Consider the following 26837-nt stretch of genomic DNA (forward strand, 5'->3'; position numbering starts at 1 on the left):
TCAATTGGGAAGCGAAAATGAGGTTTCATCAGTACTACCCTGTCGACATCGTCAACGGCCCCGGCACGCGCTGCACCCTCTTTGTCTCCGGGTGCGTACATGAATGCCCCGGCTGCTACAACAAAAGCACCTGGCGGTTAAATTCCGGCAAGCCGTTTACCAAAGAGATGGAAGACCAGATCATTGACGATCTCAATGACACCCGCGTCAAGCGCCAGGGTATCTCGTTGTCCGGCGGCGATCCGCTCCATCCGCAGAATGTCCCGGATATCCTCAAGCTGGTGCAGCGCATCCGCACCGAATGTCCGGGCAAAGATATCTGGGTCTGGACGGGGTATAAGTTAAACGAGCTGAACGACGCGCAAATGGCCGTTGTCGATTTAATTAACGTATTGATCGACGGGAAGTTTGTGCAGGATCTAAAAGACCCGGCGCTTATCTGGCGAGGCAGCAGCAACCAGGTGGTGCATCACCTGCGATAGTAAAACCCCGGCACAGGTGCCAGGGTTATCAGTTGCCCGGATCAGGCGCTTGCGCCGCCATCCGGGTTTTCCCCGGCGGCGCGATGCTGCCGGGGCGACGAAGACACGTGATACATCCAGCCTGGGCGGATTATTTCGCCACGATAAAGCGTTTGGCGTCATCCATATAGGCTTTGTCGCCTGCAGGGGCGATAATCGAACCAAAGTTCATGTGCGCACGCAGTTTCCAGCTCGCCGGGATATTCCAGGTACGCTGAACATCCGCATCCACCAGCGGATTGTAGTGCTGGAGGTTGGCGCCAATGCCTTTCTCAGCCAGTGCCAGCCATACCGCATATTGCGCGATACCTGAACTATGCTCTGACCAAATCGGGAAGTTGTCGGCGTAGGCGGCAAACTGCTCCTGCAGCCCGGTCACAACGTCCTGATCTTCAAAGAACAGCACGGAACCCGCGGCAGCGGCAAAACCATCGAGTTTGTCGGAGGTGGCGTGGAAGCTCTCTGCCGGAACAATTTTTCTCAGTTGCTCGCGGACCAGCTCCCAGAATTTATTGTGCTCATTACCCAACAGGATCAGCGCGCGAGAACTCTGCGAGTTGAACGCAGATGGCGCTTGCTTGATGGCGTCCTGAATCGTCTGAACAACTTCATCTTCCGGCAACGGCAGGTCTTTGCCCAGTGCATAAATGGTTCTGCGTTGTTTCGCTAAAGCAAGGTAGTTCTCTGGCATAACGCCTCCTGAAAGCGTGGTGAATTCCAACGGAGTTGGGGTGTGCGTGACAGGCTGCTCCCGGGAAAGTAATGCGTTCAAAATTCGCTGAAACGAGTTCATGGTTCGCTGATTCCTGTCGGTCCCTTAAAAGAGAGCAAACACCCCGCAGGCTGTTTGCTCTGACTGTGAAAAGAGTAATCCTGCCAGCCAGTTAGGGAAAGCAGAACTATTTGTATCTATCGTTCAAAAAAAGTGAAAGAACCCTTTGCGTGATTATTTTCTAAACATATTCTTTTTACTGCCGATAATGACGTAGTCTCGTTCTTTCCCGCGTAGATTCATCATCCAACGAGGCAGAAGGCTCCTTGCGTCAGGTCCTGGATTGCATTTTTCGGAGATGACAATGAACGGTATTGATAAAATTACCGCCGTAAGCGCAGGCACACTCGGTGATCCTCATTTATCAAATAATGAAAGTACGTTTGGTCTGCGAAATAAACCTAAATCAGCAGATGCTAATTCTGACACTAATAGCTCTGGCAGCGATGATAGCAGTACCAAACTTTCGCTATCATCCAAAACAGCGGAGGAAATTAAGAAACAACATCAATTAAAACAGGAAGAAATAAAAAAGACTGACTACACCCTGGAGATGACGGGCATCCCGCTATTTCATGGTCGCCTGGTCTCGGTGGTGAAATATCCTGACGGGAGTGAAGAGATGGTTGATGCCCTCTCTGGCGTCAAATTAACGGCGCAAGACCTGCAGCAACAGTTTAGTCGGTCTACAGAAAGCGTTCAGGAATCATTAAATATAGAGATGGCAAACATTGCAGGGACACCGGGAGAGACTATAAAATCTCACGCCGGTAACGCAGAATAATTATTAAAAAATATAATCAGTCTTACTTGCGGAATAGTAAATCATTTACTACGCACACAGAAACATAAGATAAGAAAACCTTATTTCCGCCAAGGAAAATAAGCGCGAGCTTTAAATAGAATATTCGTTTTACTCTTTCGGAATATTAAGCAGTAACGTCTGGTCAGGTGGGGCGCGTTGTTTCAACGCGCAATCCCCATTAAAAGCGGCTAACGCATTCCATGGCTACGGCTTTAAATGACATAAAATCTTTACAGGCACTCAATCGGGATGCAGCCCGCTCGCGCAAAAACGTGACGAAAATATCGTATATCGCCATCGCTTCCTCATATTCGCTTTTGCTAATGGCCAGCAGGAAAATAACATGGGCCGTCTCCTCTCCCCACTGAATGCCCTGAGGTGCCAGCACCGTATAGACCACCGTCTTTTGCGCCAGCAGGCCCAGCGAGTGCGGCAGTGCGATCCCCTCACCCAGCATGGTGCTGACAATCGCTTCACGCTCCACGACTGAGTCGAGGAAATCCGCATCAACAAACCCTTCCCGCTGAAGCTGGGCACAAAGCGTAGTGAACAACGTTTGTCTGTCTAACGGCTGGTCGATAATCGTGAAATGCGAAGCATCGAAATACTTTTCCAGAATCCACGGCCGCGTTCTGTCCACCAGCACCAGTTTGCCGATCTGTTCAAGCTGGTAGTCCGTCGGGAACGGCGCGATGGTCACAATCGGCTTCTCTTTATCGCTGATCCTTGCCGTGGAGATAACAAAATCTTCGTTGATGGCCTCGCACTGCTCATAGTCGCGCAGCGTCAGCGTACGGGTGACCTCAATCTGTGGATATTTGCGTTGCAGCACCGCCTCAATCATTCGCGCCATCGCGTTACCCGCATCGCACACCAGCATCACCCGCGGCTGGCGCTGATAGCCAATGTTGTAATGCCGCTCCAGCCCAACGCCGATATGCAGTACCAGAAAACCGACTTCGTTTTCGCTGATCACATACGGCGTATATTTCCCCCAACTGGAGACTGCGGCCAGCGTCATGTCCCACGCCATCGGGTAGTGCTGCTTGATGTTATCCAGCAACGGATTAGGGATCATGATTTGATAGCGCACCCGGGTGATCATGGTCTTGATATGGGTAAGCAGGTCCGCATGTAACTGCGCATCGTTTTGCAGGTTGTAGTTATAGTGGGTGTTGATGTAATTGAGGATGTAATTGACCAGCGCTTCGTCATCGTCCGCACTGATGGCGCTGGGGGTAATGTCCTGCAACTGACGCCCGGCGATATGCACCCGCAGCCAGTGGACTTCCGAAGCCGCCAGCGGTTTTTCGGCAAGCTGTTGCAGCGCGGCGGCAATCTCGCGCGCAGCATCCCGCACATTCTCGTCACCGTCTTCGGCGGTGAACTCTGACAGCGGAAACCCTTCGCTGATACGGCGTACCGCTACCGCACAATACAGGCGGATGAAGCGCTCGCCCTCATCGGTCAGCCGAATATGATGCCGGGTAAAAACATCGCGCAGAATCACCGCCAGTTGCTCCGGAATCCCTTTATTGAGCGCCTCTTCGGTGACAAGCGGGTTGCGGGCATTCTGCTGCGTCAGTTCCCAGAGCAAATCCGTCAGGCAGGCACGCAGCGCCATTTCGCTGCCGAACAACTTCATACCGTGACGCGGCCGGGTTTCCAGCGTCAGGCGGTAGCGGGAAAACCACTCCCTCACTTCCGCCATGTCATTTTGCAACGTGGCGCGGCTGACAAACCACTCGTCCGCCAGATCCTCCAGCTTGATGGAAAAGGCCGAGGTCAGAAAACGCAGCAGAAGATGCTGTACCCGCTCCGGTCCGCTACGGGGGATACGCAACGTGCGCGGACGCTCTGCCTGCAGGGTCTGATAACGGCTGGCGTCGTCAATTTTTAGCTGATAACCGCTGCCACGGTTGAGGATAAACTGCGCCCCGTGGCTTTCCAGCAAAGCATTCAGCGCAGTGATATCAGCCCGGACGGTACGCGTGGAAACCGACAGCCGCTGCGCCAGTTCATCCTGCGGCAGCGTCTCGTTCTGCAACATCATAAACAGTTGCGCTAAACGTTGGTTGGGGAATCGCACGTCGTTGTCCTCTTAACATGGCTTTTCTCCCTCTCCCGGAAGGAGAGGGTCGGGGTGAGGGTGTTTTATTAACCCACGCGCTGTTGGGTTATCGCCAGCAACTGGCGGACATCCGCAGGGCGGGTATCGCCACTTACCTTATCAATAATAGAACTATAAATATGAGGAATGATTTTACTCACCCCTGCGTCCAGTGCGATTTGCAAAATCTCACCAAAGTTCTCCAGATCGATACCGCCCGTCGGCTCCAGCCAGAAGTCATAACGCGCGCACGCTTCCGCCACCGCCTGGTACTCTTCGCGACATTTCAGGCCGCCCATCGGGAAATATTTAATCGAACTGCCGCCCATGTCTTTGAGCAGTGCAATCGCCGTTTCCACCGGGACGATGCCGTCCGCCGCCTGGCTGCTGAGCGGCCCGGTAGAGATTTTGACCAGACCCGGCGTGCCCGTTGGCGACACCAGACCGTTCACTACGGTCGCGTTCTGGCCGAGCAGCGCACGGCTGGTCGCCACCCCGGTAAAGACCTGGTTAACATGCTGCGGCTGTACTTCGCGGGAGATAGCGCTCACCATCGCCGACTGGTTCGGATCACCCGCTCCCAGGCCCACGGAAAGGGCGTTGTCGATACGCGCCGCATACTCACGCATATCTGCCACCGCGCTTGCCACATCCGGGTAGTTTTTGGAGAGCACCCCCACCAGCACATGACCTTCTGCGGCCTCGTAAATAGCGCTGGCGTTCTCTTTGCTCCCCGCCAGCACATTCAGGCAGACACGGTCATGGTAAAAATTGGGCGTCAGTTTCATGCGCGGGACTCCTTATTCAATTCTTCGGCGATACGGTTCGCCACAATATCCAGTTGTTCAGCGCTCACGCTGCGTACATCGGCTTCGATGATCCCTTCATTGGCTTTGTAGCCACGGAAATAAATGGCGTATTCCCCTTGTTTCAGGGCACTGACCAGCTCGCCGGTGGCGATGCCGGTGATCGCTTCATCAAACTTGATTTCGCTGCGGGCGATGTCACGACCGGCGCCGTCCCACACCACGCGGGCGCTGACGCCGTTGAGGGTGTTCAGCCTGTCGATAAACGGCGTCATTTTGGCGACCATCTCTGCGCCGCTCTCTTTGGTGGCGCTCAGGTAGTGCTCGATGGCACATGTCAGCCCGAGGATGCCCTCTTTGCCCACTTTCATGGCGCGCCCGATCCCCGCCGTCTGGCGTTTGACCCACTCCACGTACTGTGTTCTGCCGATAACCAGCCCGCTGGTTGGCCCTTCGATCGCCTTCGCACCGCTATAAATCACCAGATCTGCCCCGGCACGGTAATAGCACTGCAAATCTTCTTCCGCCGCCGCATCCACAATCAGCGGCAGGTTGTGTTTACGTGCCACTACCGCCGCCTGTTCCACACTCAGCATGCTTTTTTGTACACAGTGGTGCGATTTGATGTAGAGGATTGCCGCCGTGCGCGGGGAAATGGCCGCCGCCAGTTGGTCGGCAGAGCACTCGTTGGCATAGCCTGCTTCAACCACCTTTCCACCGCCCAGCGCCACCATGGTGCCCACCGGGGCGCCGAAGTTGACGTTATGGCCGCGTGGCAGGACGATTTCGTTGTTCTCAATCGGCGTGCTGTGCAGGTTTTCCAGCAACCAGTCGCTGTCTTTCACCAGCACCGCCGCCACCGACTGGGCGATCCCCGCCGAGGCGCAGGAGACGACCGTCGCCCCTTCCACTTCCAGCAGCTTCGCAATGTAGTCGCCGGTTTTGTTCACCAGATCTTTCATTTCGAAGTAGTGATTCATGCCGCTCAACACGGCCTCAGCGACTTCCGGGCGCGGTGTGGAAACACCCAGCATCGTCATGCGCCCGGAGGCATTAATGACTTGCTTTAACTGATATTTTTCATAAATCGAAGACATGTTCCGCACTCCCTTGTTCGGTCATATAGCCCTTGCCTGCGCGAATAGCGGCAAGCGGCGTGAGTAACAGGTCGGCCTGCAGGGTGTCGTTTTCCGCGTCACGAAAGAGCACGGGCTGACGGCGCAGGTCGAAAATGGTCAGGTCGGCGTCATAGCCCACGGCAAGCCGGCCTTTGCGACGCAAACGCAGTCCGTCGGCGGCATGGTCGGTCACACAGGCAATCACCTGTGGCAGCGACATGCCAATAGCCAGGAATTTGGACATCACTTTCGCCAGCGAGAAGACCGGGCCGTTGATCCGGTTGCGGCAGTAGATATCAGAACTGATAGTCTGCGGCAGGATGCCAAGGGCAATAGCCTGTTTCGCGACGGCAAAGCTGAAACTGGCGCTACCGTGGCCGATATCCAGACGCACGCCGCGCGCAATGGCACGCGTAATAGAGGCACGCAGTTCGCCAGATGGTGTCAGAATGCGATTGGGTTTGCCGTTATAGCAGTGGGTGATGATGTCGCCGGAAGTCAGCAGATCGGCAATCTCATCCAGGTTTGGGGGGTTATTACCGATATGAACCATCAACGGCAGGTCGCCGTTCTCTTGCTGGATAGCTTTGGCGCGCTCTAGTGGCTTAATGCCGTTCTCGCCAACGACGCTGCTGCTCATACGCGCTTTCAGGCCGACGATAAAATCCGGATGGCGTTTCACCGCGTTGCGCGCGGCATCGGCGTCAATATTCGCCATGTTTGCCAGTTCGTTTTGCGCGATCAGCCCAACGCGAGAGATATTCAGTAGCGCATAGACCTCGGTCACCGCCTTGCGGGTAATGGCATAAAAGTCATCAATGTCGTCTGCCCCCGTACTCCCCGCATCAATGACCGTGGTCACCCCCGTCGCGATACCGACGCTGTCCGGCTGGTCATTGTAAATCGGCGATTTGGAGTAGCAATGGACGTGGGAGTCAATCCAGCCCGCACTCACATAATGCTCACCACCTAAATCAACGGTTTTCATCGCCGGGCCGCTGATGTCGCCCAGCGCCGCAATGTTACCGTTTTCGATGGCGATATCCGTCACCGTATCATCCACCAGACGCGCCCGGCGCAGGAGTAAATCAAACATGCGAATCTCCAGTGATAACGGGCGCTTACGCGCCCGGTCAGATCAAAGTGCAATCGGGAAAATGGAGCCCAGCAGCATCGCCCCGAGGATGGCGCCCCCGGTAATCGGTTTTTGCCAGAGGTAGAACAGCAGCGCGCCAATCAGAGAGCCGATGCCGATAGGAATCGACGCGGTCATCGCGCTGAGGATAATCAACGGGCCAAGGAAACGGCCGGAAGCATTGCCCGCCCCCATCATGACGTCCGCCCCGTAGGTGGAGTCGCTCTGGTTGATGGTGAACTTACGCGCCAGAATGATGATGTAACCAATCGCCAGACCAATCACCAGGCCGGTCGCCAGCGAAGCGATAAAGTTGGTCACCGGGAACATAATGCCCGCACCCAGCAGTAGCGCGGGAACGCCGAGGCCAACGCCGGTTTGAATCGCCCCGCCGATGTCCAGAATCCCCACCAGTGAACCTTCGATAATACGGGCGAACAGGAAGCTCGCGCCAAAGGCCGCCACCGCGCCGTAGGCGCCGGTATCAATCCCCGATTTCAGCATCGCCACGAACGCCACTTCGTTAAAGGCACCGATGCCGTAGAGGTAGTACATATGGGTCCCGGCGAAGACGCCGGAAGAGAGCAGACCGACAAAAATCGGGAATGACCAGTCGGCGTACCAAAAACCTTTATTCTGTTCCATCATCGTTCCTTACTTGCCGCTGAGCGAGTTATGGATGAGCTCCAGCCAGTTCGGCGCGCTCAGGTGGAAGGATTGGATCATTTTCAGATCGAAGCCACGGAAGAAGGCGCTCAGGACAAACAGGGCCACAATGGCGCTCATCATCACTTTGGTGACGCGATGCCAGCCGCTCTCTTCCACACCTTTACCAATCAGAATGCCCAGCACCAGGCCCGGCACGGCGTTACCCATGATGAGCTGCGCGGCACCGCCAAAAACGGTGGCCCAGAAGCCGGATTTTTTCCCCGCATCGATCGCCGCCAGCCAGAAGATAACCGGCATGACGGTGTTGACCAGCAGGTTCGCCGCAGGCACCAGAACTTTCACCGCCGTCACCTGTAGTGCCGCCGGAACGGAGGAGGCTGTCAGGTTAAGGAAGGTCACCACGATCATGCCGATCAGGCCGCAGGCGATGGCCATCTTTTTCGGATCATGGAGGGTTTCGCCGACGTTGCGGTTTTTCACCATCAGCGCCGCCGCGCCCCAGTTCGGAATGATGCGATGATCAACGTCCTGAGTGAAGGAACCCGCCGCTACAGACGAGGCCCAGGCGTTGAAGAAGAAACCTAACCCAAAGGAGAAGTGAGAAGCCGGATCCCCTTCACAGGAATTCAGCTCGCCGAGTGTACGAAATGCGCCCATCCCTTGCGTGGTCGGCGCATGAAACATGCGTGCAGCCCCAGCGCCTACCCCGACGCCCACAAGGCCGCCGATGATGAGCGATTTTATTAAAATTATCAGGAACATCAGTCTGCCCTTTTAGTCAAAATCAGCGTTGCGTGACGAAATCCACTTTGTCGAGATTGATGGCGGTCACGTTGACGGTGACATCCAGCTCCACACTGTATGTCCGTCTTTCGCGGCGCAGAAAGAAGAACAAAAAAGCCTCTTTCCGCGTCGTTTCATGCGCATGAACAACCTGCACGTCCTGTGGCTCTATACGCAGTAAAATGTGCGGCGACGCTTTCATCACCGCGGCCTGAACATGGTTCAGCGCATCGGAAAACGCGCGCGCTTTCGCCTCGCCTTTCCCTTTAACCCTGACCGTGGTGGTGAACTGTTCTTTCATGGTTACGCGCCGTATTTTTTCTGCCACGCCTGCACCAGGCGCTCGCCTAACTCTTCTTTATCCATAAAGCCGAAACCCAGTACATTGCAGCCTTCGTTGATGGCGGTAACGCCCTCTTCAACCGAACGCATGCCGTATTTGGCTTTATAGCCGTGTTTGTTTTGCGCGGTGATAGCCCCTGCGCCGCCGCTGCCGCAAAACGAGATGCCGAACGTCGCGTTTTCCGCTTTCATCACATCGCCCAGCTTCATATCCGCCGCCACACCCGGCACCACCACGGCGCGCCCACCGGCTTTCTCAACACCTGCCGCCACTTTCTGGCCTTTCCCCAGACGGTCGCCAATCACTACGGTAATCTGTTCCATTGTTCGCTCCTTACAGGTTGTCTTTTGCCACTTCGAAGTGCACCGACAGTAGCCAGGCTTCTTCTTCCGGGAGGTTGCCAAATTGCGCCACGACATCGCGGGCAAGTTGCATTGATTCAGGCGAGATTTCGTCAAACAGGCTGGCATCCACCTCCGGTAGCGGCTCGCCAGTCACCGACCGGTGCGCCATCGCGCGGACATGCGAGGTCAGCATCTGCTGCTGTACCGCATTAGGCGTGATGTTGTGCTGGCTCAATAAGGTGTATACCTGCGTGAGCATATGCCCGGCCAGGCTTGCCGTTTGTTCCGCCCCGTCTCCAGCGTCGTTCATTACCGCTCCGTTTTTCACTCGTCTTACCCCGTTAATGGCCTGGAATAAAACTAACGTTGCAGGTTAAGAGTTTGTAGCGAGGAGTTTTCCACTTTGAAGTGGAAAGCCGGGAGACTTTAGTGATCTGCGCCACATTAATGCGCCCCTCTGGGGCTTTTCACTGTGCAGCGCTCACAGCTTTGATGGAAAAATGCGGAAAAACGGGGCTATGGGAGAATAAAAAAACGGTCAACATGAAGGGAAAAGTGTGACGAGATAAGGGTTCCTTATGAAAAAGGATCAAAGGGTCATTTTTAGCGCCTGCAAAAAGTAGTCGGTAAACGAGGAGACAATCGGCAGCAGCGGCCTGATCGGTAAGCGCAGCAAATGCATGGGGCGCGGTGGTGGCAGGTAGTCTGGCAGCACCGGGCAGAGACGGCCTTCGTCGATATCCTGTTGTAACGTCAGAACAGAGTGCTGCACTATTCCCAGCCCGGCGAGCGCCGCCTGGCGTATCGCTTCGCCAGAATCGACCATCAGACGCGGTGTAATCGCAATCTCCAGCTTCCCGGACGGGCCTTCCAGTTGCCAGCTATGATCCGAGCGCCACTGGCTGAAACTGATGCAATGATGCTGCCTCAGATCTTGTGGCGTGAGCGGCGTGCCGTGGCGTTGCAGGTATTCGGGGGAGGCGGCTAGGATCATACGATACGGCGGAAGCGGAATGGCGACGATCCCGTCATCGTTGATATTGCCAATGCGTATCGCCAACTGGAAGCGCTCTTCTATCAGATCCACTTTCCGATCGGTCAGCACCATTTCAGCATCGACCCCAGGATATTGCTGTAGAAAACGCGACAGGATGGGGGTGAGAACGCGCTGGCCAAAGGTCACAGGCGCGCTGATACGCAGCATGCCCGCGACATTGTCATACAGATGGTTTGCCAGCCCGTCCGCCTCACGAATGGTGGCGAGAATCTGCAGGCCATACTGGTAAAAACGCTGGCCGGCATCCGTCAGCCCTTGTCGCCGGGTCGTCCGGTGAATCAACTGGCATCCCGTTCTGGCTTCCAGCTCGCGCACATGTTTACCCACCATCGCCGGGGTGATGCCCAGCTCTTCCGCCGCCGCGGTAAAGCTGCCGCAGGTTACCGTACGGACAAAGGACTCAACGCATTTTAAGTAATCCATTCACCACCCCAATTCTAAACTTTGGCTATCAAATCAAAATAACAGAGTCCACTTTATCCGCACATAACAGGGAGGAATAATCGTCACATTACCCTCTATTAGGTCATTTTATTATGCAATCACTGGTTTTCGATGAGTTTGGATCTGCCGACGTGTTGTACTTGCGAGAGAGCGCCACGCCGCAGCCAGGGCCGGGCGATATTCTCGTTGAAATTTCCGCGGCCGGGCTTAACTTTGCCGATGTCTATCGGCGACAGGGACGCTATCCTCTTGCCGGAGACGCCCCCTGGACAGCGGGTTATGAAGGGGCCGGGCGCGTGGTGCAGGTCGGTGCGGGGGTCAGCGGCTGGCAGCCGGGGGATCGTATTGGCTTTACCGATGTGCCGCTGGCACATGCCAGCCACGTTATCGTGCCGCAAACCCATGCAATTCACCTTCCCGACTGGCTTAGCGAGGCGCAGGCCGCCGCCGTGCTGTTGCAAGGATTAACCGCTGATTACCTGATCCACGATGTATTGCCTGTGTTGCCGGGGATGCGCGTTGCCGTACTGGCCGCTGCCGGTGGTGTTGGGCGGCTACTGACGCGAATGCTCGTCCACCGGGGTGTTCAGGTGCTTGCCGTAGCATCAAGCCAGGAGAAGCAGGCCATCTGCCTTGCCCACGGGGCGGAAATTGCGGTGGGTTATGACACCTGGCAGAAACAGGCCGCAGGCTGCGATATCGTTTTTGACTCCGTCGGCAGCACCCTGTTGCAAAGCCTCGAAGCCGTGAAAGAAGGCGGTCGCGTGGTGCTGTTTGGTATGTCAGGAGGAAAAATTCCGGCCGTGGATCCGGCTGATTTTTTACTGAAATCCTCCGGGGTGCTGGGGGCCGATCTGTGGACATACTTGACCTCGCGGGAGCAACGTCAACGGCGGGCGGATCGCCTGTTCGGGCTTATCAAAGAGGGTCACGTTTCGCTGCCAGATATCACCGCGTTTTCACTCAGGGAAGGGGCAAAAGCGCATCGTTTGCTGGAGAACCGGGAATTTAGCGGGAAAATCGTACTTGTCCCGTAGCGGGGAGAGAAGCGGGGCATATGCCCCGCTTCGGGATAGTTAGCGGAACTTCTTGTGGTTGCTGTTGCGGGTGGCTTTGAAATCTTCAGCCGCCGCTTTTGCTTCTTTGACTTTGCCTTCGTTCGCCAGTTTCAGCGCGCCGTCGATCTGACCAATCAGCGTTTGCATCCCCTGGTGGTAGTCTTTCATTTCAGGGCTGTCCGGTGCTTTACCTTCCAGCTTCGGCGGTGTCGCTTTTTGCGCATCTTCGGCAGCCGTGCGCATTTTGGTTAACGCATCTTTAATGGTGGCGGCGTCATCTGCCTTCTCAACCACTTTAAGATTGTCATTCAGGATGCCCATGTCGTCTTCAAGATCGGCGGCGAATACATTTGCCGAACTCAGGACAAGGGTGGATACAGCTAACATCGCCAGCAGTTTTTTCCGCATTGCTCACTTCCTTTTTTATTATTAAAAAAAGCCATACCCTCAATAATTCGAGATTCAGGCAGCCGGAAAACGTCTGAATTCCAGCCGTTTACATGGGTAAACGGCGGGGTGCGCACGTACAGCCAACGCGCCTGTAACCTGAACTATAACGGGCATTACTGACCGGCGATTTTCATCTCCGGTAACAACACTGAACCACACTGAATATTACTACGTGTTTCGATATCGTCAGCAATCGTAACGATATTACGCCACATATCTTTCAGATTTCCTGCAATGGTGATCTCACTTACCGGATACTGTATTTCACCGTTTTCCACCCAGAACCCCGCCGCACCGCGGGAGTAATCGCCGATAATACCGCTAACGCCCTGCCCCATCAGTTCGGTAACAACCAGACCGGTACCCATTTGCTTAAGCAATTGCTCAAAGCTCAGGCCGCGCCCGGCGATCCGCCAGTTGTGGATCCCGCCCGCGTGCCCGGTGCTTTTCAGCCCCAGTTTGCGTGCGGAGTAATTAGTCAGCAGCCACTGCGTTAATACGCCATCTTTGATGATGTCGCGACGCTCTGTGCGCACCCCTTCACTGTCAAACGGCGTCGACGCCAGCCCTTTGAGCAAATGCGGATGTTCTTCAATGGTCAGCCATTCCGGCAGAATTTGCTTACCCAGCGAGTCAAGCAGGAAGGTGGATTTGCGGTACACCGAGCCACCCGCAATTGCCCCGACCAGATGCCCGAACAGGCCGGTCGCCACTTCATGACCAAAAATGACCGGCGCTTTCATGGTGGAGAGTTTACGCGGAGCAAGGCGAGAGAGCGTACGGCGCGCGCACTCTTCCCCCACCCACTCAGGGCTTTGCAAATCGCGAATATCACGGCTAATGGTGTAAGCGTAATCGCGCTCCATATCCCCGTTCTCTTCGGCGATAACGCAGCTTGAGAGCGAATGACGCGTTGAGGCATAGCCCTGCAGCATACCGTGGCTGTTGCCGAAGACTTTGACGCCGTAGTGGCTGTTAAAACTGCCGCCTTCGGTATTGTTAATGCGCTTGTCGGCTTTCAGCGCCGCCTGCTCTGCGCGTGAAGCCAGCTCAATGGCTTCGTCTGGCGTCACCTCCGCCGGATGGAAGAGATCCAGATCCGGTGCTTCGAAGGCCAGTAGCTCTTTATCCGCCACCCCGGCAAAGGGATCCGGCGACGTGTAGCGGGCAATATCCAGCGCGGCCTGCACGGTGCGGGCAATCGCATCCGGGCTTAAATCGGTGGACGACGCGCTGCCTTTGCGATTTTGATGATAAACCGTAATGCCTAACGCACCGTCGCTGTTAAATTCTACGTTCTCCACTTCACCGTAGCGCGTGCTGACGCTGATCCCAGTGGTCTTGCTGACAGACACTTCCGCACCATCCGCTTTTCCGGAGGCCAACTCCAGCGCGGTAGAAACCGCTTCTTCCAGTGCTTTGCGTTGTTGTGCAACTTGTGTGATTACTTTCATCGCCAATGCCATAATTAGAGGAGAGAATCTTTGAAGTCTAACAGAGAACCGTTTTTCAGTGCGCCCCTTAACTGGTAACATTAGCCTCTTTTTTGAGGAACCTGAGATGACAAAGCAGCCCGACGACTGGCTCGACGACGTTCCCGGTGACGACATCGAGGACGAAGATGATGAGATCATCTGGGTCAGTAAGAGTGAAATTAAACGCGACGCCGAGGAATTAAAACGCCTGGGTGCGGAACTGGTAGACCTGGGTAAAAATGCGCTGGAGAAAATCCCGCTCGACCAGGACCTGCGCGACGCCATTGAACTGGCACAGCGCATCAAGATGGAAGGCCGCCGCCGCCAGTTACAGCTGATTGGTAAATTGCTGCGTCAACGTGACGTTGAGCCAATTCGCCAGGCGCTGGATAAGCTGAAAAACCGCCATAACCAACAGGTGGCGTTTTTCCACAAGCTGGAACAGATTCGCGACCGCCTGATTGAGGAAGGTGATGACGCCATTGCGGAAGTGTTAGGCCTGTGGCCGGACGCGGACCGTCAGCAATTACGTACGCTTATCCGCAACGCGAAGAAAGAGAAAGAAGGAAACAAACCGCCGAAATCCGCGCGTTTGATTTTCCAGTACCTGCGCGAGCTGTCCGAAGCCGCAGAGTAATCTCCCCCGGATGTGCGGCTCGCCCCGCACATCGCTTTTCCTCTTCTCCCTGCCGATTCGTTTCCCCGGCCTTTTCTTGTTCTCTACTTTATTGCCGTAAATAACTAAATATGTACCTGGTACATTTTCAATTTGCATCATGTACCCGGTACACTTATAGTGAACTCAGGAGTGGCTAAGGATCAGGGATTGATATGTTCACTTTTATTGAACTGCTGGGTTTCAGTAAGCGACGCCAGGCGCTTTTACCTGATGACGAATACCGGGCGTTTCAAGAAATGCTAATTGAAGATCCAGAAGCTGGTGACACCATCGCGGATACCGGTGGATTTAAAAAGATTCGCTGGCGTCGGCCCGGTATGGGCAGGCGCGGTGGTATCAGGGTGATTTATTACACGCTGACGAGCAAGGGGCGTATTTATCTGGCTTTGCTCTACCCTAAGAACGAAATGGATAATTTGACGGAAGCTCAAAAAAAAGCGCTTAAGCAATTATCCGACATGCTGGTATAACGCTAAAGCTCTGTAACTTCCACCAGGCGGCAAAGTCCGTCTACGAGCAGCGATGAGAGACAGATGAAAGACGAATTATTTGCCGATCTGCTGGCCAGTGCAGAAGAGATGGTGCGCATTGAAAAAGGCGAACATATTCCACTGCCGGAACATGTGCATACGTTTAGCGAAATTGACGTAAAAGCGATCCGTGAGGCAACCGGGTTGAAGCAACAGGATTTTGCCGTGGCAGTGGGCGTCAGCTATGACCTTGTAAAAAGTTGGGAGACAAAGCGTCGTCAACCCACAGGAGCGCCGAGAAAACTCCTCCTGCTCCTGCAGGCGAACCCATTTATCATTAATCAGCTAAAAGCCATTTAATACCCATGCCTTGCGCCACTCGTATCAGTACCAGGTGGCGCGATAAATGTCCTGTCATCTCCCCCTCACCTCGCCTGCCAGGCCTTCCAGGGATCTAAAAATTCTCTTACCTATTTTTTATCTATCTTATTGATCTCTAAAAGCCAATTAAGCTGAATCGTTAAAGCTAAAATCATCATGGTTCACAGATTTTATGCATGAGATTTCATGCTTACATAGTTAAAAGCGATCAATAGCAGACTTTTGATCACTCAATTGCGCTTAATTACACCAGATGAAACGGATCACATTTTTTAGCGTCAGCAATTATTAGATTTCAGGGGTCATGAAAATAATCGATTCAGCAAAAAAGGAATAAAAATGAAGAAAGCCCTGGTGTTATCAACCCTCGCTCTGCTTATTTCTGGCAACGTTTGTGCAAAAACATGGTTGCTGACAAGCGCTGAAAGCGGCGTAGAACAAGGAAATTGGCAGGTCACCAGCCAGCAGCTGAAAATTAAAGATCAGACTTTCAGCATTGAGCAAAAAGTCCTGCACGGCGGCAAGCAGGAAGGCAGTAAAATCATCACCATCAGCAGCCAGAATGGCCTGACTATCACCCTGAGCCCGACTCGCGGCATGAATTTGCTCCGTGTTGAAGGTTTTGGCGTGCGGATGGGCTGGGATTCACCGGTAAAAGAGGTGGTTAACCCGGCGTATATGAATCTGGAAAGCCGCAATGGTCTGGGATGGCTGGAAGGATTCAACGAAATGCTGGTGCGCTGCGGCTATGAATGGACCGGCCATCCGGTCACCGCTGACGGGCAGATTTATACCCTGCACGGCAAAGTGGGCAACACCCCGGCCTCACAGGTTTCCGTGGATGTCAGCGAGAAAGCGCCGTATGAAATTCGCATTCGTGGGCTGGTAAAAGAGAGCACCTTCAAAAAAGCCGATCTGCAAACCGAAATGGAGCTGAGCTATATTCCGGGCAGCAACAGCTTTACCCTGCATGATGTGCTGACCAACCATGCTGATTACGCGCACGATTACCAAATCATCTACCACAGCAACTTCGGCACGCCGATTCTGGAAGAGGGCGCGCGCTTTATCGCCCCTGTTGAGAGCGTCAGCCCGTTCAACGATTACGCCAAAGCCGGGCTGAAAAACTGGCAAACCTATAGCGGGCCGACCAAAGACTTCGATGAAATGGTATTTAACTTCAAGCCGCTGGCTGACGCGCGTAAAGAGACCGTAGCGGCGGTAATTAACAAAGCCGGTGATAAAGGGGCGGCCATCAGCTTTAACACCCAGCAGTTGCCGGTGCTGACGCTGTGGAAAAATACCGACACTTTGAAACAGGGCTATGTGACGGGGATTGAACCGGGTACCAGCTACGCCTATCCGGTGACCATTGAACGCGAACAGAAACGCGTGAAGAAACTTGAACCGGGCCAGAGCACCCGTTTCGACCTGACCTACACCCTGCTGCACAACGCAAGCCAGGTGAAGGATGTGGAAAAACGTGTCGCTGATATTCAGGGAGCTAAAGCACCGCAGATTATCGACACGCCAATCGCCAAAGAGTAAGCATAAAAAAACCGCGCCATTCCCATCAGATGGCGCGGTTTCCAGAACATCTTATCTCAACGTCTAAGCAATCCCGCTCTTTGGTCGAAAGAGAGGCCGCTCAATTACTCTGCGACCGCTTCGGCTTTCTTCGCCAGCCCATCCAGCAGTTTCTGATGGATGCCGCCGAACCCGCCATTACTCATCACCAGAATGTGATCGCCAGGCAGCGCGGTTTTGAGGATCATCTCTGCCAGTGCGTCGACATCGCCACTCCAGTGCGCAGGGACCACGCACGCGTCAGCCACTTCCGCCACTTGCCACGGAATATGCTGAGGCTGCAACAGGAAGACTTCATCGGCACGCCCCAGAGAAGGCGCCAGATCGTCCTTGCAGATGCCCATTTTCATGGTATTTGAGCGCGGTTCCAGCACCGCAATAATGCGCGCCGTTCCCCCCACTTTGCTGCGTAGCGCAGCCAGCGTCGCCAGAATCGCCGTCGGGTGATGCGCGAAATCGTCATACACCTTCACGCCATAGGCTTCACCGCGCAGTTCAAGGCGGCGACGGGCGTTCACGAACGAGCCCAACGCATCGGCAGCATCGGCTGGCGCAACCCCCACATGACGGGCAGCGGCAATCGCCATCAGACCGTTATGCATATTGTGTTCGCCTACCAGACCCCACTTCACCTGTCCGACAGATTCACCGTCCAGCAGCACTTCCCATTCAGAGGCATCGGTGGTCAGTTTTTTTGCCTGCCAGTGGCCCTGTTCGCCCACCAGCTCCTGCTCGCTCCAGCAACCCATCGCCATCGTCTGTTTCAGGTTGATGTCGTTTTCAGGCCAGATGATCTTGCCCTGCCCCGGTACGATACGCACCAGGTGGTGGAACTGTTTCTGGATCGCTTTCAGATCGTCGAAAATGTCCGCATGATCGAACTCAAGGTTATTGAGGATCAGCGTACGCGGGCAGTAATGGACGAATTTCGAACGCTTATCGAAAAACGCGCAGTCATATTCATCGGCTTCGATGACAAAAAACGGGCTTTCCCCTAAGCGAGCAGACACCTCGAAGTTGCCCGGCACGCCGCCAATGACAAATCCGGGTTTATAACCGCAGGCTTCCAGAATCCAGGTCGCCATGCCTGCCGTGGTCGTTTTGCCGTGTGTGCCCGCCACTGCCAGCACCCAACGGTCACGCAACACAAAGTCATGCAGCCATTGCGGGCCTGAAACATACGGAATGTTTTTTTCCAGCACCGCCTCAACACACGGATTCCCGCGCGTCATGGCGTTGCCAATGATCACAAGGTCCGGCGCGTTATCAAGCTGACTGGCGTCGTAACCCTGAATAAGTTCAATGCCTTGCTTCTCGAGCAGGGTGCTCATCGGCGGATACACATTGGCGTCCGAACCCGTTACCTCATGACCCAGTGAGCGCGCCAGCAGCGCCAGCCCACCCATGAAGGTGCCACAAATCCCCAAAATATGAATGCGCATTCGTCTCTATCCTTCTTATCTACGGCGCACATTTTACCCTCTTGTCTCACACGACGGAAATGCATTTCAGGATAATCCGTATTGTGCTGGCGCGATTCACCTGTGCGCTAACATTTGAATCTTTGTTAATATTGTTGCAGTGACATTACTCCATATAAAATGTAGGGACAGGGTATGAAAACGTTAGGTGAATTTATTGTCGAAAAGCAGCATGAATTTTCCCATGCTACCGGTGAGCTGACTGCACTGCTCTCGGCAATAAAACTGGGTGCCAAAATCATCCATCGAGATATCAACAAAGCGGGTCTGGTTGATATCCTGGGTGCCAGTGGCGCCGAGAACGTCCAGGGTGAGGTGCAACAAAAACTCGACCTGTTTGCCAATGAAAAACTGAAAGCCGCGCTGCGTGCGCGCGATATTGTCGCGGGTATTGCCTCTGAGGAAGAGGACGAAATCGTCGTTTTCGAAGGCTGCGAACACGCAAAATATGTTGTGCTCATGGATCCACTGGACGGCTCCAGTAACATCGATGTTAACGTTTCTGTCGGTACCATCTTCTCTATCTACCGCCGTGTTACGCCGGTAGGCACACCTGTCACCGAAGAAGATTTCCTGCAGCCCGGCAACAAGCAGGTTGCTGCGGGCTATGTGGTTTACGGCTCGTCCACCATGCTGGTCTACACCACCGGCTGTGGCGTGCATGCCTTCACCTATGACCCGTCCCTGGGTGTGTTCTGCCTGTGTCAGGAGCGTATGCGCTTCCCGGAAAAAGGAACCACGTACTCCATCAACGAAGGCAACTACATCAAATTCCCGCTGGGCGTGAAGAAGTATCTCAAGTTCTGTCAGGAAGAAGACAAGTCCACTCAGCGCCCGTACACCACGCGCTATATCGGCTCACTGGTGGCGGACTTCCATCGTAACCTGCTGAAAGGCGGGATCTACCTCTACCCGAGCACCGCAAGCCACCCGGAAGGGAAACTGCGTCTGCTGTATGAGTGCAACCCGATGGCGTTCCTGGCGGAACAAGCTGGCGGTAAAGCGAGTGACGGTAAAAACCGTATTCTGGATATCGTGCCGCAAAGTCTGCACCAGCGCCGCCCGTTCTTCGTTGGCAATGAGCACATGGTGGATGATGTAGAACGTCTTATGCGTGAGTTCCCGGACGCGTAAGTTCGGCATCTGGTACCGGGTGCGCTTCGCGTACCCGGGCTACAACCGGATAAGGCATTGATGCCGTATCCGGTTTTTTTGATTAATGCACAAAAGTCCGTTTTACACGTTCAGACATCCGGAAATAGGGTATCCAGATACAGCAAGCCACGATCGCGCGAATGAGGGAGCGAGCATCGTCATAGCCAAATGGAAGGTTCATCAGCGCGTTCGCCAGCCACAAATCCACGCCCACAAACACCACACCGTAAAGAAGAAAAATGATGTAAGTAACCGGTAACTGACGCTTTTTGCGCAGAAAGAGACTGCCCACATAAATAACGAGCAGGAACTGCCCGATAAACCCAAAAAGCTCAAAGTAAACGACCGCAAGCCCACTGGTGGTAAAGCTACTGCCGAATTCCAGCAGGGCGCGCGCGGTATTGTTAATGGCAAAAATACTCAACACTAACGCCACGAGCAGCCCCAGCGCGGGGAGATACAACCAGCCACCAATTTTCTTAAATTCTTTGGCCTCGCACGCTTCGCAGTAATCGCTGCCTTTAAGCGCTTCGTTATCACACTGAATACAAATGTGTTTTCTGATCTCTTCCTGTGTATCCATCTATCCTTACCCTGTATAAAAAAATCCCGCGCGAACCTGCGCGGGGTTAATTATTATGCCGTTGGCTGCAAACGGAAAGAGGCCATCGCCTCCAGCAGTTCGCGGGACTGCTCTTCCAGCGAGCGGGTCGCGGCGGAAGATTGCTGCACCAGCGAGGCGTTTTGCTGTGCCGTTTCGTCCATCTGGCTGACTGCGATATTTACCTGCTCAATGCCACGACTCTGTTCCTGCGACGCACTGGCAATCTCGCGCATCAATTTGGTCATACGCATAACTTCGGACGCGATCTCATCCATCGTTTCGCCTGCCTGCATCGCCAGGTCGCTGCCTTCGGACACATGGGCCTGAGAGCTACTGATGAGCTGACGGATCTCTTTGGCCGCATCACCGCTGCGGCTTGCCAGGTTACGCACTTCGCCAGCCACCACGGCAAAGCCGCGTCCTTGCTCGCCTGCACGGGCTGCTTCAACGGCGGCGTTCAGCGCCAGGATGTTGGTCTGGAAAGCAATGCTGTCAATCATGCTGAGGATATCGGCGATGCGGCTGGAACTGTCGGAAATATCACGCATCTTCTCAATCACATAGCAAACCATTTCACTGCCGCGATCGGCAGTATCAGACACCGATTTCGCCAGTTGATGCGCCTGGTCGGCGTTATCCGCATTCTGTTTCACCGTGGCGGTGATCTGTTCCATGCTGGCGGCGGTCTGCTCCAGCGACGTTGCCGTTGATTCAGTACGTTGCGCCAGGTCGACGTTACCCAGCGACAATTCACGGCTGCCAGTATCGATTTGCGAGCTGGCATCACGCACGCGGGTAACGGAGTTAATGAGCGAATGACGCATATTCTCAATCGCCGCATTCAGGCGGTTGAACTCTTTACTGGCGGTACTAACGCTAACGGATGCCAGGTCTCCGGCGGCAACATGCTCCAGTTGGATAATTGAAGCATCCAGCGGTTTAAGCAGCATATGGCGCATTGCCAGCCAGGCCAGCACGATAATGCCCGCGGCTGCCAGTGCAACGACGACAATCAGCATCATCACAAAATTTTTGCTGGTCTGGACCGCGCTGACCTCAGCTTTACCACGGTTTTCGCCCCAAGTAAGAAACGCCTGGATATCGTTATCAAACTGCCGGGAAACCGGAACTAATTTGTTCTCCAGCAGATCATAATAGGCATCCGCGCTTTGTTGGTTTAACGCTGCCTGCATCGGCTTAATGCCCTGGTCCAGATACACGCTGTAGCTTTTCGCAACCTGAGCCAGCAGCGCTGCGCCCTGCTCGTCATCCACGCCCGCTTTAATGACGCTATCGAGCGACTTACGCCCCTGCTCAATTTCGCTATTAATGATTTTGACTGCACTGCCTGCATCGGCGAGCAGGCCAACTTCCATCATGCGTACAGCCTGGCCCGACTCATTACGCGCACGCAGAATTTGCGTATAGCCTTCATTGAGGCGCGCCATCTTCTCGCCTTGCAGAACGCTAATTCGTTCCAGGGAGGAAGAGCTTTTGCTGAGGGCATAAATTCCCATGCCGCTCACCACCAGCAGCAGGAAAGTCATAATAGCGAGAAGGGAAAGCAAACCAGTACGAAGCGAGAGCGTTCTGAGCATGATAGTTTTTCCGGTAGCAGAGATTCTTTCAGGCGTAAAATAAGCCTCATTGGCAGGTTATCGACCGCCACCGGAAAAACTTTACTTCTTTTTAATTATTTCAATGTGTTACTGCCTTGTTGCCGCTGTGCTAACGCGTGTAACAGGCGAGCTCTGGCGATTCTCCCACAGCACCGTAAGACCACGTTGTAACGCGATAAAAATAAACAATAAAATGCCGATCGCGATTTTGGTCCACCAGGAACTCAATGTTCCGTCAAAATTGATGTAGGTTTGGATCAGCCCCTGAATCGCCACACCGAACAGCGTCCCCAGTACCGTGCCCACACCACCGCTCAGCAGCGTACCGCCAATGACCACCGAGGCAATCGCGTCCAGTTCCACCCCCACACCGGCCAGCGCATATCCCGCCTGGGTGTAGATAGAAAAGACAATACCTGCCAGCGTCGCCAGCCCGGTCGAGAGCATATAGATACGAATGGTAGTGCTGCGCGTTGAGATCCCCATCAGGTTCGCCGACGTTGCACTGCCGCCAATGGCATACACTTCATTGCCAAAACGGGTACGGTGGGCAAGGAAAATCCCGATGACCACGACCCCTAACATCAGCAGCCCCATGGCGCTCAGACGCCCACCGCCGGGAATCAGCCACGACAGGCCGGACAGAGTGTCATAGACCGGGTGGTTAATCGGGATCGACTCTTCGGAGACCAGATAACTGACACCGCGTAAAAAGAACATCCCGGCCAGGGTAATGATGAATGCAGGGATTTTCAGCGCGTCGATCAAAAGCCCCATAAAAGCGCCAAATGCACAGCCCATCACCAGCACCAGCGGGAAGGCAACCAGCGGCGATATCCCCCAGAAGCCAATGGCTTTCGCCAAGAACACCCCGGTGAAAGCAATCACCGAGCCCACGGAAAGGTCTATCCCGCCGGACAGAATCACAAAGGTCATACCGACAGCGATGATGCCCAAAAAGGCGTTATCGGTCAGGATATTACAAATGACGCGTGTGGACGCAAAACCGGGAAACTGCGTCAGGCAATAGAGATAACCCAGGATAAACACGCCCAGAGTGATCATCAGCGGTAAATTACGTTTTATCATGACCGCGCGCTCCTTTAATCAGTGCGATAAAGCGCGGCGACTGAACAATCAGTACGCACAGCACCACCACCGCTTTCACCACCTGGTTAAGCTCTGGCTGGAAGCCGGAGAGCAAAATTCCTGTATTCATGCCCTGAATAATCAGTGCCCCTACCACCGACAGCACAAGGTTAAAGCGCCCGCCCATGAGCGATGCGCCACCAATCACCACGGCGAGGATGGCATCCAGCTCAAGCCACAGACCGGCGTTGTTGGCATCAGCCCCGCGGATATCCGCCGCCACAATCACCCCGGCGATAGCCGCACATACGCCGCTTAGTACATAGGCCAGCATCACCACGGTGCGGGTATTCACCCCGGCGTTTTTCGCCGCGCGGATATTAATCCCCACCGCTTCAATAAACATGCCGAGCGCCGTTTTACGGGTAAACAGCCAGAAGATAACCAGTGTGGCCAGTGCGATGATAACCGGTGTCGGGAACAGCAAGAGCTTACCGCTCCCAATCCAGGCCAGATTGGGGGCGTTGAAAGTGACGATTTGCCCGGAGGTAATCAGTTGCGCCACCCCGCGTCCGGCCACCATCAGAATCAGCGTGGCAACGAACGGCTGGATCTTTAAAATCGCCACCAGAACGCCGTTCCACAGACCAGCGAGGATCCCCGTCCCCAGCGCGGCAAGCAGCACTATCGGCAAGCCGTATCCGGCCACGGTCATTGACGCGGCGGTCGCTCCGGCGATGGCCATAACCGCACCGACGGAAAGGTCGATCCCCCCGGTCGCGATCACCAGCGTCATGCCGATGGCCAGTAACGCTACGGGCGCGGCGCGGTTGAGAATATCAATCGGGCTGCCGAACAGGCGGCCATCCTGTAACACAATCTGGAAGAAATGGGGCGCCACCAGGCTATCCACCACGAGCACCAGAATCAGCGCCAGTATTTGTGGCGTCCCTGTGGGCCACTTAAAGCGGCGCTTCGGCTGCCCGGTTTGTGGGAGTGATTGAGGCATCACACTGTACTCCTTATGCCGCAATGGCATTCATGATCGCCGGGACCGACAGCTCAGCAAGCGGGATTTCCGCTATTTGCTTGCGATCGCGCATGATAATTACCCGGTCAGCGTAGCCCACCAGCTCTTCCAGTTCCGAAGAGATAACCAGTAGCGCCAGGCCGTCCGCGCACAACGTTTCAATCAGGCGGATGATTTCCGCATGCGCTCCGACGTCGATGCCACGCGTTGGCTCATCGAGGATCAGGAACTGCGGTTTGGTCAGCAGCCAGCGGGAAAGGAGCACCTTCTGTTGGTTGCCGCCGGAGAGAAACTCAATCGGCTGTTCCGCACTCGGCGTACGGATCCCTAACTGGCGGATAAAGCGCTCCGCAATGGCGTTTTGATCGCGCCGGGGGATCGGCCGTAGCCAGCCGCGCTGCGCCTGCAATGCGAGAACGATATTTTCCCGCACGGAGGCGGCGGCAATAATGCCGTCCGTTTTACGGTCTTCAGGGCAAAAACCGATACCGAGGCAAGAGGCCTGATGCGGTGAGCGCAGCGTCTGGGGCTTACCCTTGATCATCGCATTACCGCTGTCGGCGGGCTTAATCCCGAAGATAACCTCGGCAGTTTCGGTGCGCCCGGAACCCAATAGCCCGGCCAGGCCGACGATCTCACCGGGACGAACCTCCAGATCGAACGGTGCTATCAGCCCTTTCTTACCGAAGCCTTTAAATGCAGCGACGGGTTTTTCGCTCAACAGGGTACGTCCCGCACGTTGCAGGGCGTTATTGTCCAGTTCACGTCCCAGCATCATTTTTACCAGCTCAATTTGCGGCAGTTCTCGCGTTTCGCGGCAGCCAACAAAGCCACCATTACGCAGAACCGTGATGCGGTCACTCACCTCATAAACCTGGTCCAGGAAGTGGGTTACGAAAATCAGCGCAACACCTTGCGCGCGTAGCTGGCGCATCAGGGTGAAGAGCATTTCTACTTCCTGGGTGTCCAGGCTGGCGGTGGGTTCATCCAGGATCAGCACTTTGGCAGAGAGATCGATGGCGCGGCAGATCGCCACGATCTGCTGCATGGCGACGGAATAACGGTTGAGCGGCTCACGCACATCGAGGGAAAAGCCGTAAGACGCCATTAACTCGGTGGCGCGTCTTTCCATCTCTTTGCGACATATAAAGCCGAAACGACGCGGTTCGCGTCCAATAAACAGGTTATCCGCTACCGACATATTCGGCAGCAGGTTGACTTCCTGGTACACCGTACCAATGCCCAGTTGCTGCGCATGGGCGGTGTTTTTAGGCCGGATTTCATTGCCTTCCAGCCAGATGGTGCCGCTGTTTGCATGGTAGACGCCCGTTAAGGCTTTAATCAGCGTGGATTTTCCCGCACCGTTTTCACCGAGTAACGCCATGATTTCGCCCCGACGCAGACTGAAATTGACGTTATCCAGCGCTTTAACGCCCGGGAAGTACTGGCAAAGCCCCTCTGTACGGAGGATCTCCTGGTGTTGTTCGGTGGTCATTGTTTTCTCCCCCTCACCCTGACCCTCTCCCCGGAGGGGAGAGGGGATAGATAGTGCCAGCCCGTCGACACCCTCTCCCCTCCGGGGAGAGGGCTGGGGTGAGGGGCAGAGCGATAAAGGCATTAGTAGCCCATGTTTTTCTTTTTCTCTAACTCTTCTTTCGCCGTATCCGGCAGGTAGAGCGTGGATTTGGTGATGGTCAGCTTCTCAGGCAGGGTGCCGTCTTTTTTGTATTTTTCCAGCGCATCAAACGCCGGTCCGGCCATGTTCGGCGTCAATTCCACGCTGGCATTGGCTTCACCGTCGATCATCGCTTTGTAGATATCCGGCACGCCGTCAATAGAACCCGTCAGGATGTCTTTGCCCGGTTTCAGACCCGCTTCTTTGATGGCCTGAATGGCACCGATCACCATGTCATCGTTATGGGCATAAACCATGCAGATGTTTTTGCCGTTGTTCTCCGCTTTGATAAAGCTTTCCATGACCTCTTTCCCTTTACTGCGGGTGAAGTCGCCGGATTGAGAACGAATGATTTTGATGTTGGACGCTTTAGAAATGGCATCGGCAAAGCCTTTCTTACGGTCAATCGCCACGCTCGCGCCTACGGTGCCCTGCAGTTCAACCACGTTACACGGTTTGCCAGCGACGGTTTTCACCAGCCAGTCGCCAATGAGTTGCCCTTCCAGCACGTTATTGGCGGTCACGGTGGTCATATAGAGGGATTTATCTTTCACATCAATTGAGCGGTCGAGCAGGAATACCGGGATTTTTGCATCTTTTGCTTCTTTCAGTACCGGTTCCCAGCCTGTTGCCACAACGGGCGCAATAAAGATGGCGTCCACGCCCTGGGCAATGAACGAACGCACCGCTTTGATCTGGTTTTCCTGTTTTTGCTGACCGTCAGCAATTTTCAGGGTAATACCGCGTTTTTTAGCTTCGCTTTTAGCGACGTTGGTTTCGGCGGCTCGCCAGCCGGATTCTGATCCGACCTGCGAAAATCCCACGGTTAACGGGGCGGCCATCGCCATAGACGACATGGCTGCTGAAACTGCTGTGACAAGAAGTAAGCGCTTCCACATAGGTGTATCCTCGTAGGGTTATTGTTGGCTACAACTTCGCCTGCGGGAAAACTATAGACAATTGGAGATGTAACAGAATGCGTTACATCACAAATCAGAAAAGTGAATGAATTGTTAGTTGCCAGTTGAGATCTGGCGCGCGAAAAGAGCCAGGTCGATCGCCTCTGCATCATGCTTTGAAAACACACAAATTTTCATTCAAAGCCGCGTCCAATTTATGCAGTGTAATCGCTTTCACAATTTTATTCAGGATGCAGCTATCTTTATGGATAATCCAG

At 54.5% G+C, this 26837-nt stretch carries 28 protein-coding genes; 8 read left to right on the forward strand and 20 right to left on the reverse strand.

Translation table 11 applies throughout. The features are described from left to right. Nucleotides 1–17: 17 nt before the first annotated feature. Nucleotides 18–482: an anaerobic ribonucleoside-triphosphate reductase-activating protein gene (gene nrdG / locus ACS0RQ_RS24660; RefSeq protein WP_107223515.1), complete on the forward strand. Its 465-nt coding sequence runs from the start codon at nucleotides 18–20 to the stop codon at nucleotides 480–482. A 130-nt stretch (nucleotides 483–612) separates the two neighbouring features. On the opposite strand, the gene ACS0RQ_RS24665 is transcribed toward nrdG, so the two are convergent. After that, on the reverse strand, nucleotides 613–1212 hold the full coding sequence (locus ACS0RQ_RS24665) for a nitroreductase family protein (protein ID WP_110295152.1): 600 nt from the start codon (nucleotides 1210–1212) through the stop codon (nucleotides 613–615). Between the two features lie 385 nt (nucleotides 1213–1597). Here ACS0RQ_RS24665 and ACS0RQ_RS24670 point away from each other — a divergent pair, with 385 nt between their 5' ends. After that, nucleotides 1598–2077 (forward strand): hypothetical protein, encoded by a 480-nt coding sequence (locus ACS0RQ_RS24670; RefSeq protein ID WP_271848665.1) that lies wholly within the window; start codon nucleotides 1598–1600, stop codon nucleotides 2075–2077. Between the two features lie 199 nt (nucleotides 2078–2276). Here ACS0RQ_RS24670 and ACS0RQ_RS24675 read toward each other — a convergent pair whose 3' ends face one another. From ACS0RQ_RS24675 to ACS0RQ_RS24720, 10 genes are all read right to left on the reverse strand, one after another. Then, nucleotides 2277–4187, reverse strand: a complete 1911-nt coding sequence (locus ACS0RQ_RS24675) for a BglG family transcription antiterminator (RefSeq protein WP_271848664.1) — start codon at nucleotides 4185–4187, stop codon at nucleotides 2277–2279. Nucleotides 4188–4255: 68 nt separating this feature from the next. After that, on the reverse strand, nucleotides 4256–4996 hold the full coding sequence (gene dagF / locus ACS0RQ_RS24680; protein WP_039077741.1) for a 2-dehydro-3-deoxy-phosphogluconate aldolase: 741 nt from the start codon (nucleotides 4994–4996) through the stop codon (nucleotides 4256–4258). Further along, nucleotides 4993–6111 (reverse strand): DgaE family pyridoxal phosphate-dependent ammonia lyase, encoded by a 1119-nt coding sequence (locus tag ACS0RQ_RS24685; protein ID WP_271848663.1) that lies wholly within the window; start codon nucleotides 6109–6111, stop codon nucleotides 4993–4995. The genes dagF and ACS0RQ_RS24685 overlap by 4 nt, the downstream gene beginning before the upstream one ends. Further along, complete coding sequence (locus ACS0RQ_RS24690) at nucleotides 6095–7228, reverse strand: amidohydrolase/deacetylase family metallohydrolase (protein ID WP_271848662.1); 1134 nt, start codon at nucleotides 7226–7228, stop codon at nucleotides 6095–6097. The genes ACS0RQ_RS24685 and ACS0RQ_RS24690 overlap by 17 nt, the downstream gene beginning before the upstream one ends. A 42-nt stretch (nucleotides 7229–7270) precedes the next feature. Then, on the reverse strand, nucleotides 7271–7912 hold the full coding sequence (locus tag ACS0RQ_RS24695; protein WP_039077744.1) for a DUF4310 family protein: 642 nt from the start codon (nucleotides 7910–7912) through the stop codon (nucleotides 7271–7273). 9 nt (nucleotides 7913–7921) lie between these two features. Beyond that, nucleotides 7922–8698 carry a DUF4311 domain-containing protein gene (locus ACS0RQ_RS24700; protein WP_039077745.1) on the reverse strand — a complete coding sequence of 259 codons (777 nt, stop codon included), beginning with the start codon at nucleotides 8696–8698 and terminating at the stop codon, nucleotides 7922–7924. 22 nt (nucleotides 8699–8720) lie between these two features. Then, the gene (locus ACS0RQ_RS24705; protein ID WP_039077746.1) at nucleotides 8721–9020 is read right to left on the reverse strand and encodes a DUF4312 family protein; all 300 of its coding nucleotides are present in this window, start codon (nucleotides 9018–9020) and stop codon (nucleotides 8721–8723) included. Nucleotides 9021–9022: 2 nt separating this feature from the next. Next, a complete protein-coding gene (locus tag ACS0RQ_RS24710) occupies nucleotides 9023–9385 on the reverse strand; it encodes an SFCGS family glycine-rich protein (RefSeq protein ID WP_020456288.1) in 363 nt (120 codons plus the stop codon). 10 nt (nucleotides 9386–9395) lie between these two features. After that, nucleotides 9396–9734 carry a PRD domain-containing protein gene (locus ACS0RQ_RS24715; protein WP_075203554.1) on the reverse strand — a complete coding sequence of 113 codons (339 nt, stop codon included), beginning with the start codon at nucleotides 9732–9734 and terminating at the stop codon, nucleotides 9396–9398. A 261-nt stretch (nucleotides 9735–9995) separates the two neighbouring features. Then, entirely contained in the window at nucleotides 9996–10886 is an 891-nt protein-coding gene (locus ACS0RQ_RS24720) for a LysR family transcriptional regulator (RefSeq protein ID WP_271848661.1), read from the reverse strand. A gap of 113 nt (nucleotides 10887–10999) precedes the next feature. Between ACS0RQ_RS24720 and ACS0RQ_RS24725 the strand changes: the two genes are divergently transcribed. Next, entirely contained in the window at nucleotides 11000–11944 is a 945-nt protein-coding gene (locus ACS0RQ_RS24725) for a quinone oxidoreductase family protein (protein ID WP_172600688.1), read from the forward strand. Nucleotides 11945–11983: 39 nt separating this feature from the next. Here ACS0RQ_RS24725 and cybC read toward each other — a convergent pair whose 3' ends face one another. Continuing rightward, nucleotides 11984–12373 (reverse strand): cytochrome b562, encoded by a 390-nt coding sequence (gene cybC, locus ACS0RQ_RS24730; RefSeq protein WP_193794978.1) that lies wholly within the window; start codon nucleotides 12371–12373, stop codon nucleotides 11984–11986. Between the two features lie 155 nt (nucleotides 12374–12528). Further along, a complete protein-coding gene (pmbA, locus tag ACS0RQ_RS24735; RefSeq protein WP_271848660.1) occupies nucleotides 12529–13881 on the reverse strand; it encodes a metalloprotease PmbA in 1353 nt (450 codons plus the stop codon). A gap of 94 nt (nucleotides 13882–13975) precedes the next feature. Between pmbA and yjgA the strand changes: the two genes are divergently transcribed. From yjgA to ACS0RQ_RS24755, 4 genes are all read left to right on the forward strand, one after another. Next, nucleotides 13976–14527: a ribosome biogenesis factor YjgA gene (yjgA, locus tag ACS0RQ_RS24740; protein ID WP_039077752.1), complete on the forward strand. Its 552-nt coding sequence runs from the start codon at nucleotides 13976–13978 to the stop codon at nucleotides 14525–14527. Between the two features lie 194 nt (nucleotides 14528–14721). Next, complete coding sequence (locus ACS0RQ_RS24745; RefSeq protein ID WP_039077753.1) at nucleotides 14722–15039, forward strand: type II toxin-antitoxin system RelE/ParE family toxin; 318 nt, start codon at nucleotides 14722–14724, stop codon at nucleotides 15037–15039. A 63-nt stretch (nucleotides 15040–15102) separates the two neighbouring features. Continuing rightward, complete coding sequence (gene nadS, locus ACS0RQ_RS24750) at nucleotides 15103–15399, forward strand: NadS family protein (protein WP_039077754.1); 297 nt, start codon at nucleotides 15103–15105, stop codon at nucleotides 15397–15399. A 360-nt stretch (nucleotides 15400–15759) separates the two neighbouring features. Then, nucleotides 15760–16968, forward strand: a complete 1209-nt coding sequence (locus ACS0RQ_RS24755; RefSeq protein ID WP_271848659.1) for an aldose 1-epimerase family protein — start codon at nucleotides 15760–15762, stop codon at nucleotides 16966–16968. Between the two features lie 104 nt (nucleotides 16969–17072). Here the strand turns inward: ACS0RQ_RS24755 and mpl are convergent, their stop codons facing one another. Next, nucleotides 17073–18449, reverse strand: coding sequence for a UDP-N-acetylmuramate:L-alanyl-gamma-D-glutamyl-meso-diaminopimelate ligase (gene mpl / locus ACS0RQ_RS24760; protein WP_271848658.1), 1377 nt, complete (start codon nucleotides 18447–18449; stop codon nucleotides 17073–17075). Between the two features lie 174 nt (nucleotides 18450–18623). Here mpl and fbp point away from each other — a divergent pair, with 174 nt between their 5' ends. Further along, nucleotides 18624–19622, forward strand: coding sequence for a class 1 fructose-bisphosphatase (fbp, locus tag ACS0RQ_RS24765; RefSeq protein WP_039077757.1), 999 nt, complete (start codon nucleotides 18624–18626; stop codon nucleotides 19620–19622). Nucleotides 19623–19704: 82 nt separating this feature from the next. On the opposite strand, the gene ACS0RQ_RS24770 is transcribed toward fbp, so the two are convergent. From ACS0RQ_RS24770 to ytfQ, 6 genes are all read right to left on the reverse strand, one after another. Then, on the reverse strand, nucleotides 19705–20226 hold the full coding sequence (locus tag ACS0RQ_RS24770; protein ID WP_271848657.1) for a DUF2569 domain-containing protein: 522 nt from the start codon (nucleotides 20224–20226) through the stop codon (nucleotides 19705–19707). Nucleotides 20227–20279: 53 nt separating this feature from the next. Further along, a complete protein-coding gene (locus ACS0RQ_RS24775) occupies nucleotides 20280–21845 on the reverse strand; it encodes a methyl-accepting chemotaxis protein (protein WP_271848656.1) in 1566 nt (521 codons plus the stop codon). 108 nt (nucleotides 21846–21953) lie between these two features. Next, the gene (yjfF, locus tag ACS0RQ_RS24780) at nucleotides 21954–22955 is read right to left on the reverse strand and encodes a galactofuranose ABC transporter, permease protein YjfF (protein WP_039077760.1); all 1002 of its coding nucleotides are present in this window, start codon (nucleotides 22953–22955) and stop codon (nucleotides 21954–21956) included. Further along, the gene (ytfT, locus tag ACS0RQ_RS24785) at nucleotides 22942–23967 is read right to left on the reverse strand and encodes a galactofuranose ABC transporter, ATP-binding protein YtfT (protein WP_103245020.1); all 1026 of its coding nucleotides are present in this window, start codon (nucleotides 23965–23967) and stop codon (nucleotides 22942–22944) included. The genes yjfF and ytfT overlap by 14 nt, the downstream gene beginning before the upstream one ends. Nucleotides 23968–23977: 10 nt before the next feature. Beyond that, entirely contained in the window at nucleotides 23978–25480 is a 1503-nt protein-coding gene (gene ytfR, locus ACS0RQ_RS24790; protein WP_271848655.1) for a galactofuranose ABC transporter, ATP-binding protein YtfR, read from the reverse strand. A gap of 122 nt (nucleotides 25481–25602) precedes the next feature. Continuing rightward, nucleotides 25603–26559 carry a galactofuranose ABC transporter substrate-binding protein YtfQ gene (ytfQ, locus tag ACS0RQ_RS24795; protein WP_271848654.1) on the reverse strand — a complete coding sequence of 319 codons (957 nt, stop codon included), beginning with the start codon at nucleotides 26557–26559 and terminating at the stop codon, nucleotides 25603–25605. Nucleotides 26560–26837 lie beyond the last annotated feature (278 nt).

The sequence above is a fragment of the Phytobacter diazotrophicus genome, assembly GCF_052061655.1.
GTDB lineage: Bacteria > Pseudomonadota > Gammaproteobacteria > Enterobacterales > Enterobacteriaceae > Phytobacter > Phytobacter diazotrophicus.

Excerpts from the sequence above, each read along its gene's own strand:
- ACS0RQ_RS24720 (WP_271848661.1), bottom strand. The coding sequence starts at position 10,886 with ATGGATTACTTAAAATGCGTTGAGTCCTTTGTCCGTACGGTAACCTGC.
- ACS0RQ_RS24695 (WP_039077744.1), bottom strand. The coding sequence starts at position 7,912 with ATGGAACAGAATAAAGGTTTTTGGTACGCCGACTGGTCATTCCCGATT.
- ACS0RQ_RS24685 (WP_271848663.1), bottom strand. The coding sequence starts at position 6,111 with ATGTCTTCGATTTATGAAAAATATCAGTTAAAGCAAGTCATTAATGCC.
- ytfR (WP_271848655.1), bottom strand. The coding sequence starts at position 25,480 with ATGACCACCGAACAACACCAGGAGATCCTCCGTACAGAGGGGCTTTGC.
- ACS0RQ_RS24710 (WP_020456288.1), bottom strand. The coding sequence starts at position 9,385 with ATGGAACAGATTACCGTAGTGATTGGCGACCGTCTGGGGAAAGGCCAG.
- yjfF (WP_039077760.1), bottom strand. The coding sequence starts at position 22,955 with ATGATAAAACGTAATTTACCGCTGATGATCACTCTGGGCGTGTTTATC.
- ACS0RQ_RS24770 (WP_271848657.1), bottom strand. The coding sequence starts at position 20,226 with ATGGATACACAGGAAGAGATCAGAAAACACATTTGTATTCAGTGTGAT.
- nadS (WP_039077754.1), top strand. The coding sequence starts at position 15,103 with ATGAAAGACGAATTATTTGCCGATCTGCTGGCCAGTGCAGAAGAGATG.
- ACS0RQ_RS24705 (WP_039077746.1), bottom strand. The coding sequence starts at position 9,020 with ATGAAAGAACAGTTCACCACCACGGTCAGGGTTAAAGGGAAAGGCGAG.
- ACS0RQ_RS24755 (WP_271848659.1), top strand. The coding sequence starts at position 15,760 with ATGAAGAAAGCCCTGGTGTTATCAACCCTCGCTCTGCTTATTTCTGGC.
- ACS0RQ_RS24670 (WP_271848665.1), top strand. The coding sequence starts at position 1,598 with ATGAACGGTATTGATAAAATTACCGCCGTAAGCGCAGGCACACTCGGT.
- dagF (WP_039077741.1), bottom strand. The coding sequence starts at position 4,996 with ATGAAACTGACGCCCAATTTTTACCATGACCGTGTCTGCCTGAATGTG.
- cybC (WP_193794978.1), bottom strand. The coding sequence starts at position 12,373 with ATGCGGAAAAAACTGCTGGCGATGTTAGCTGTATCCACCCTTGTCCTG.
- pmbA (WP_271848660.1), bottom strand. The coding sequence starts at position 13,881 with ATGGCATTGGCGATGAAAGTAATCACACAAGTTGCACAACAACGCAAA.
- yjgA (WP_039077752.1), top strand. The coding sequence starts at position 13,976 with ATGACAAAGCAGCCCGACGACTGGCTCGACGACGTTCCCGGTGACGAC.
- ytfQ (WP_271848654.1), bottom strand. The coding sequence starts at position 26,559 with ATGTGGAAGCGCTTACTTCTTGTCACAGCAGTTTCAGCAGCCATGTCG.
- ACS0RQ_RS24700 (WP_039077745.1), bottom strand. The coding sequence starts at position 8,698 with ATGTTCCTGATAATTTTAATAAAATCGCTCATCATCGGCGGCCTTGTG.
- ACS0RQ_RS24745 (WP_039077753.1), top strand. The coding sequence starts at position 14,722 with ATGTTCACTTTTATTGAACTGCTGGGTTTCAGTAAGCGACGCCAGGCG.
- nrdG (WP_107223515.1), top strand. The coding sequence starts at position 18 with ATGAGGTTTCATCAGTACTACCCTGTCGACATCGTCAACGGCCCCGGC.
- mpl (WP_271848658.1), bottom strand. The coding sequence starts at position 18,449 with ATGCGCATTCATATTTTGGGGATTTGTGGCACCTTCATGGGTGGGCTG.
- ACS0RQ_RS24665 (WP_110295152.1), bottom strand. The coding sequence starts at position 1,212 with ATGCCAGAGAACTACCTTGCTTTAGCGAAACAACGCAGAACCATTTAT.
- ACS0RQ_RS24725 (WP_172600688.1), top strand. The coding sequence starts at position 11,000 with ATGCAATCACTGGTTTTCGATGAGTTTGGATCTGCCGACGTGTTGTAC.
- ACS0RQ_RS24690 (WP_271848662.1), bottom strand. The coding sequence starts at position 7,228 with ATGTTTGATTTACTCCTGCGCCGGGCGCGTCTGGTGGATGATACGGTG.
- ACS0RQ_RS24775 (WP_271848656.1), bottom strand. The coding sequence starts at position 21,845 with ATGCTCAGAACGCTCTCGCTTCGTACTGGTTTGCTTTCCCTTCTCGCT.
- fbp (WP_039077757.1), top strand. The coding sequence starts at position 18,624 with ATGAAAACGTTAGGTGAATTTATTGTCGAAAAGCAGCATGAATTTTCC.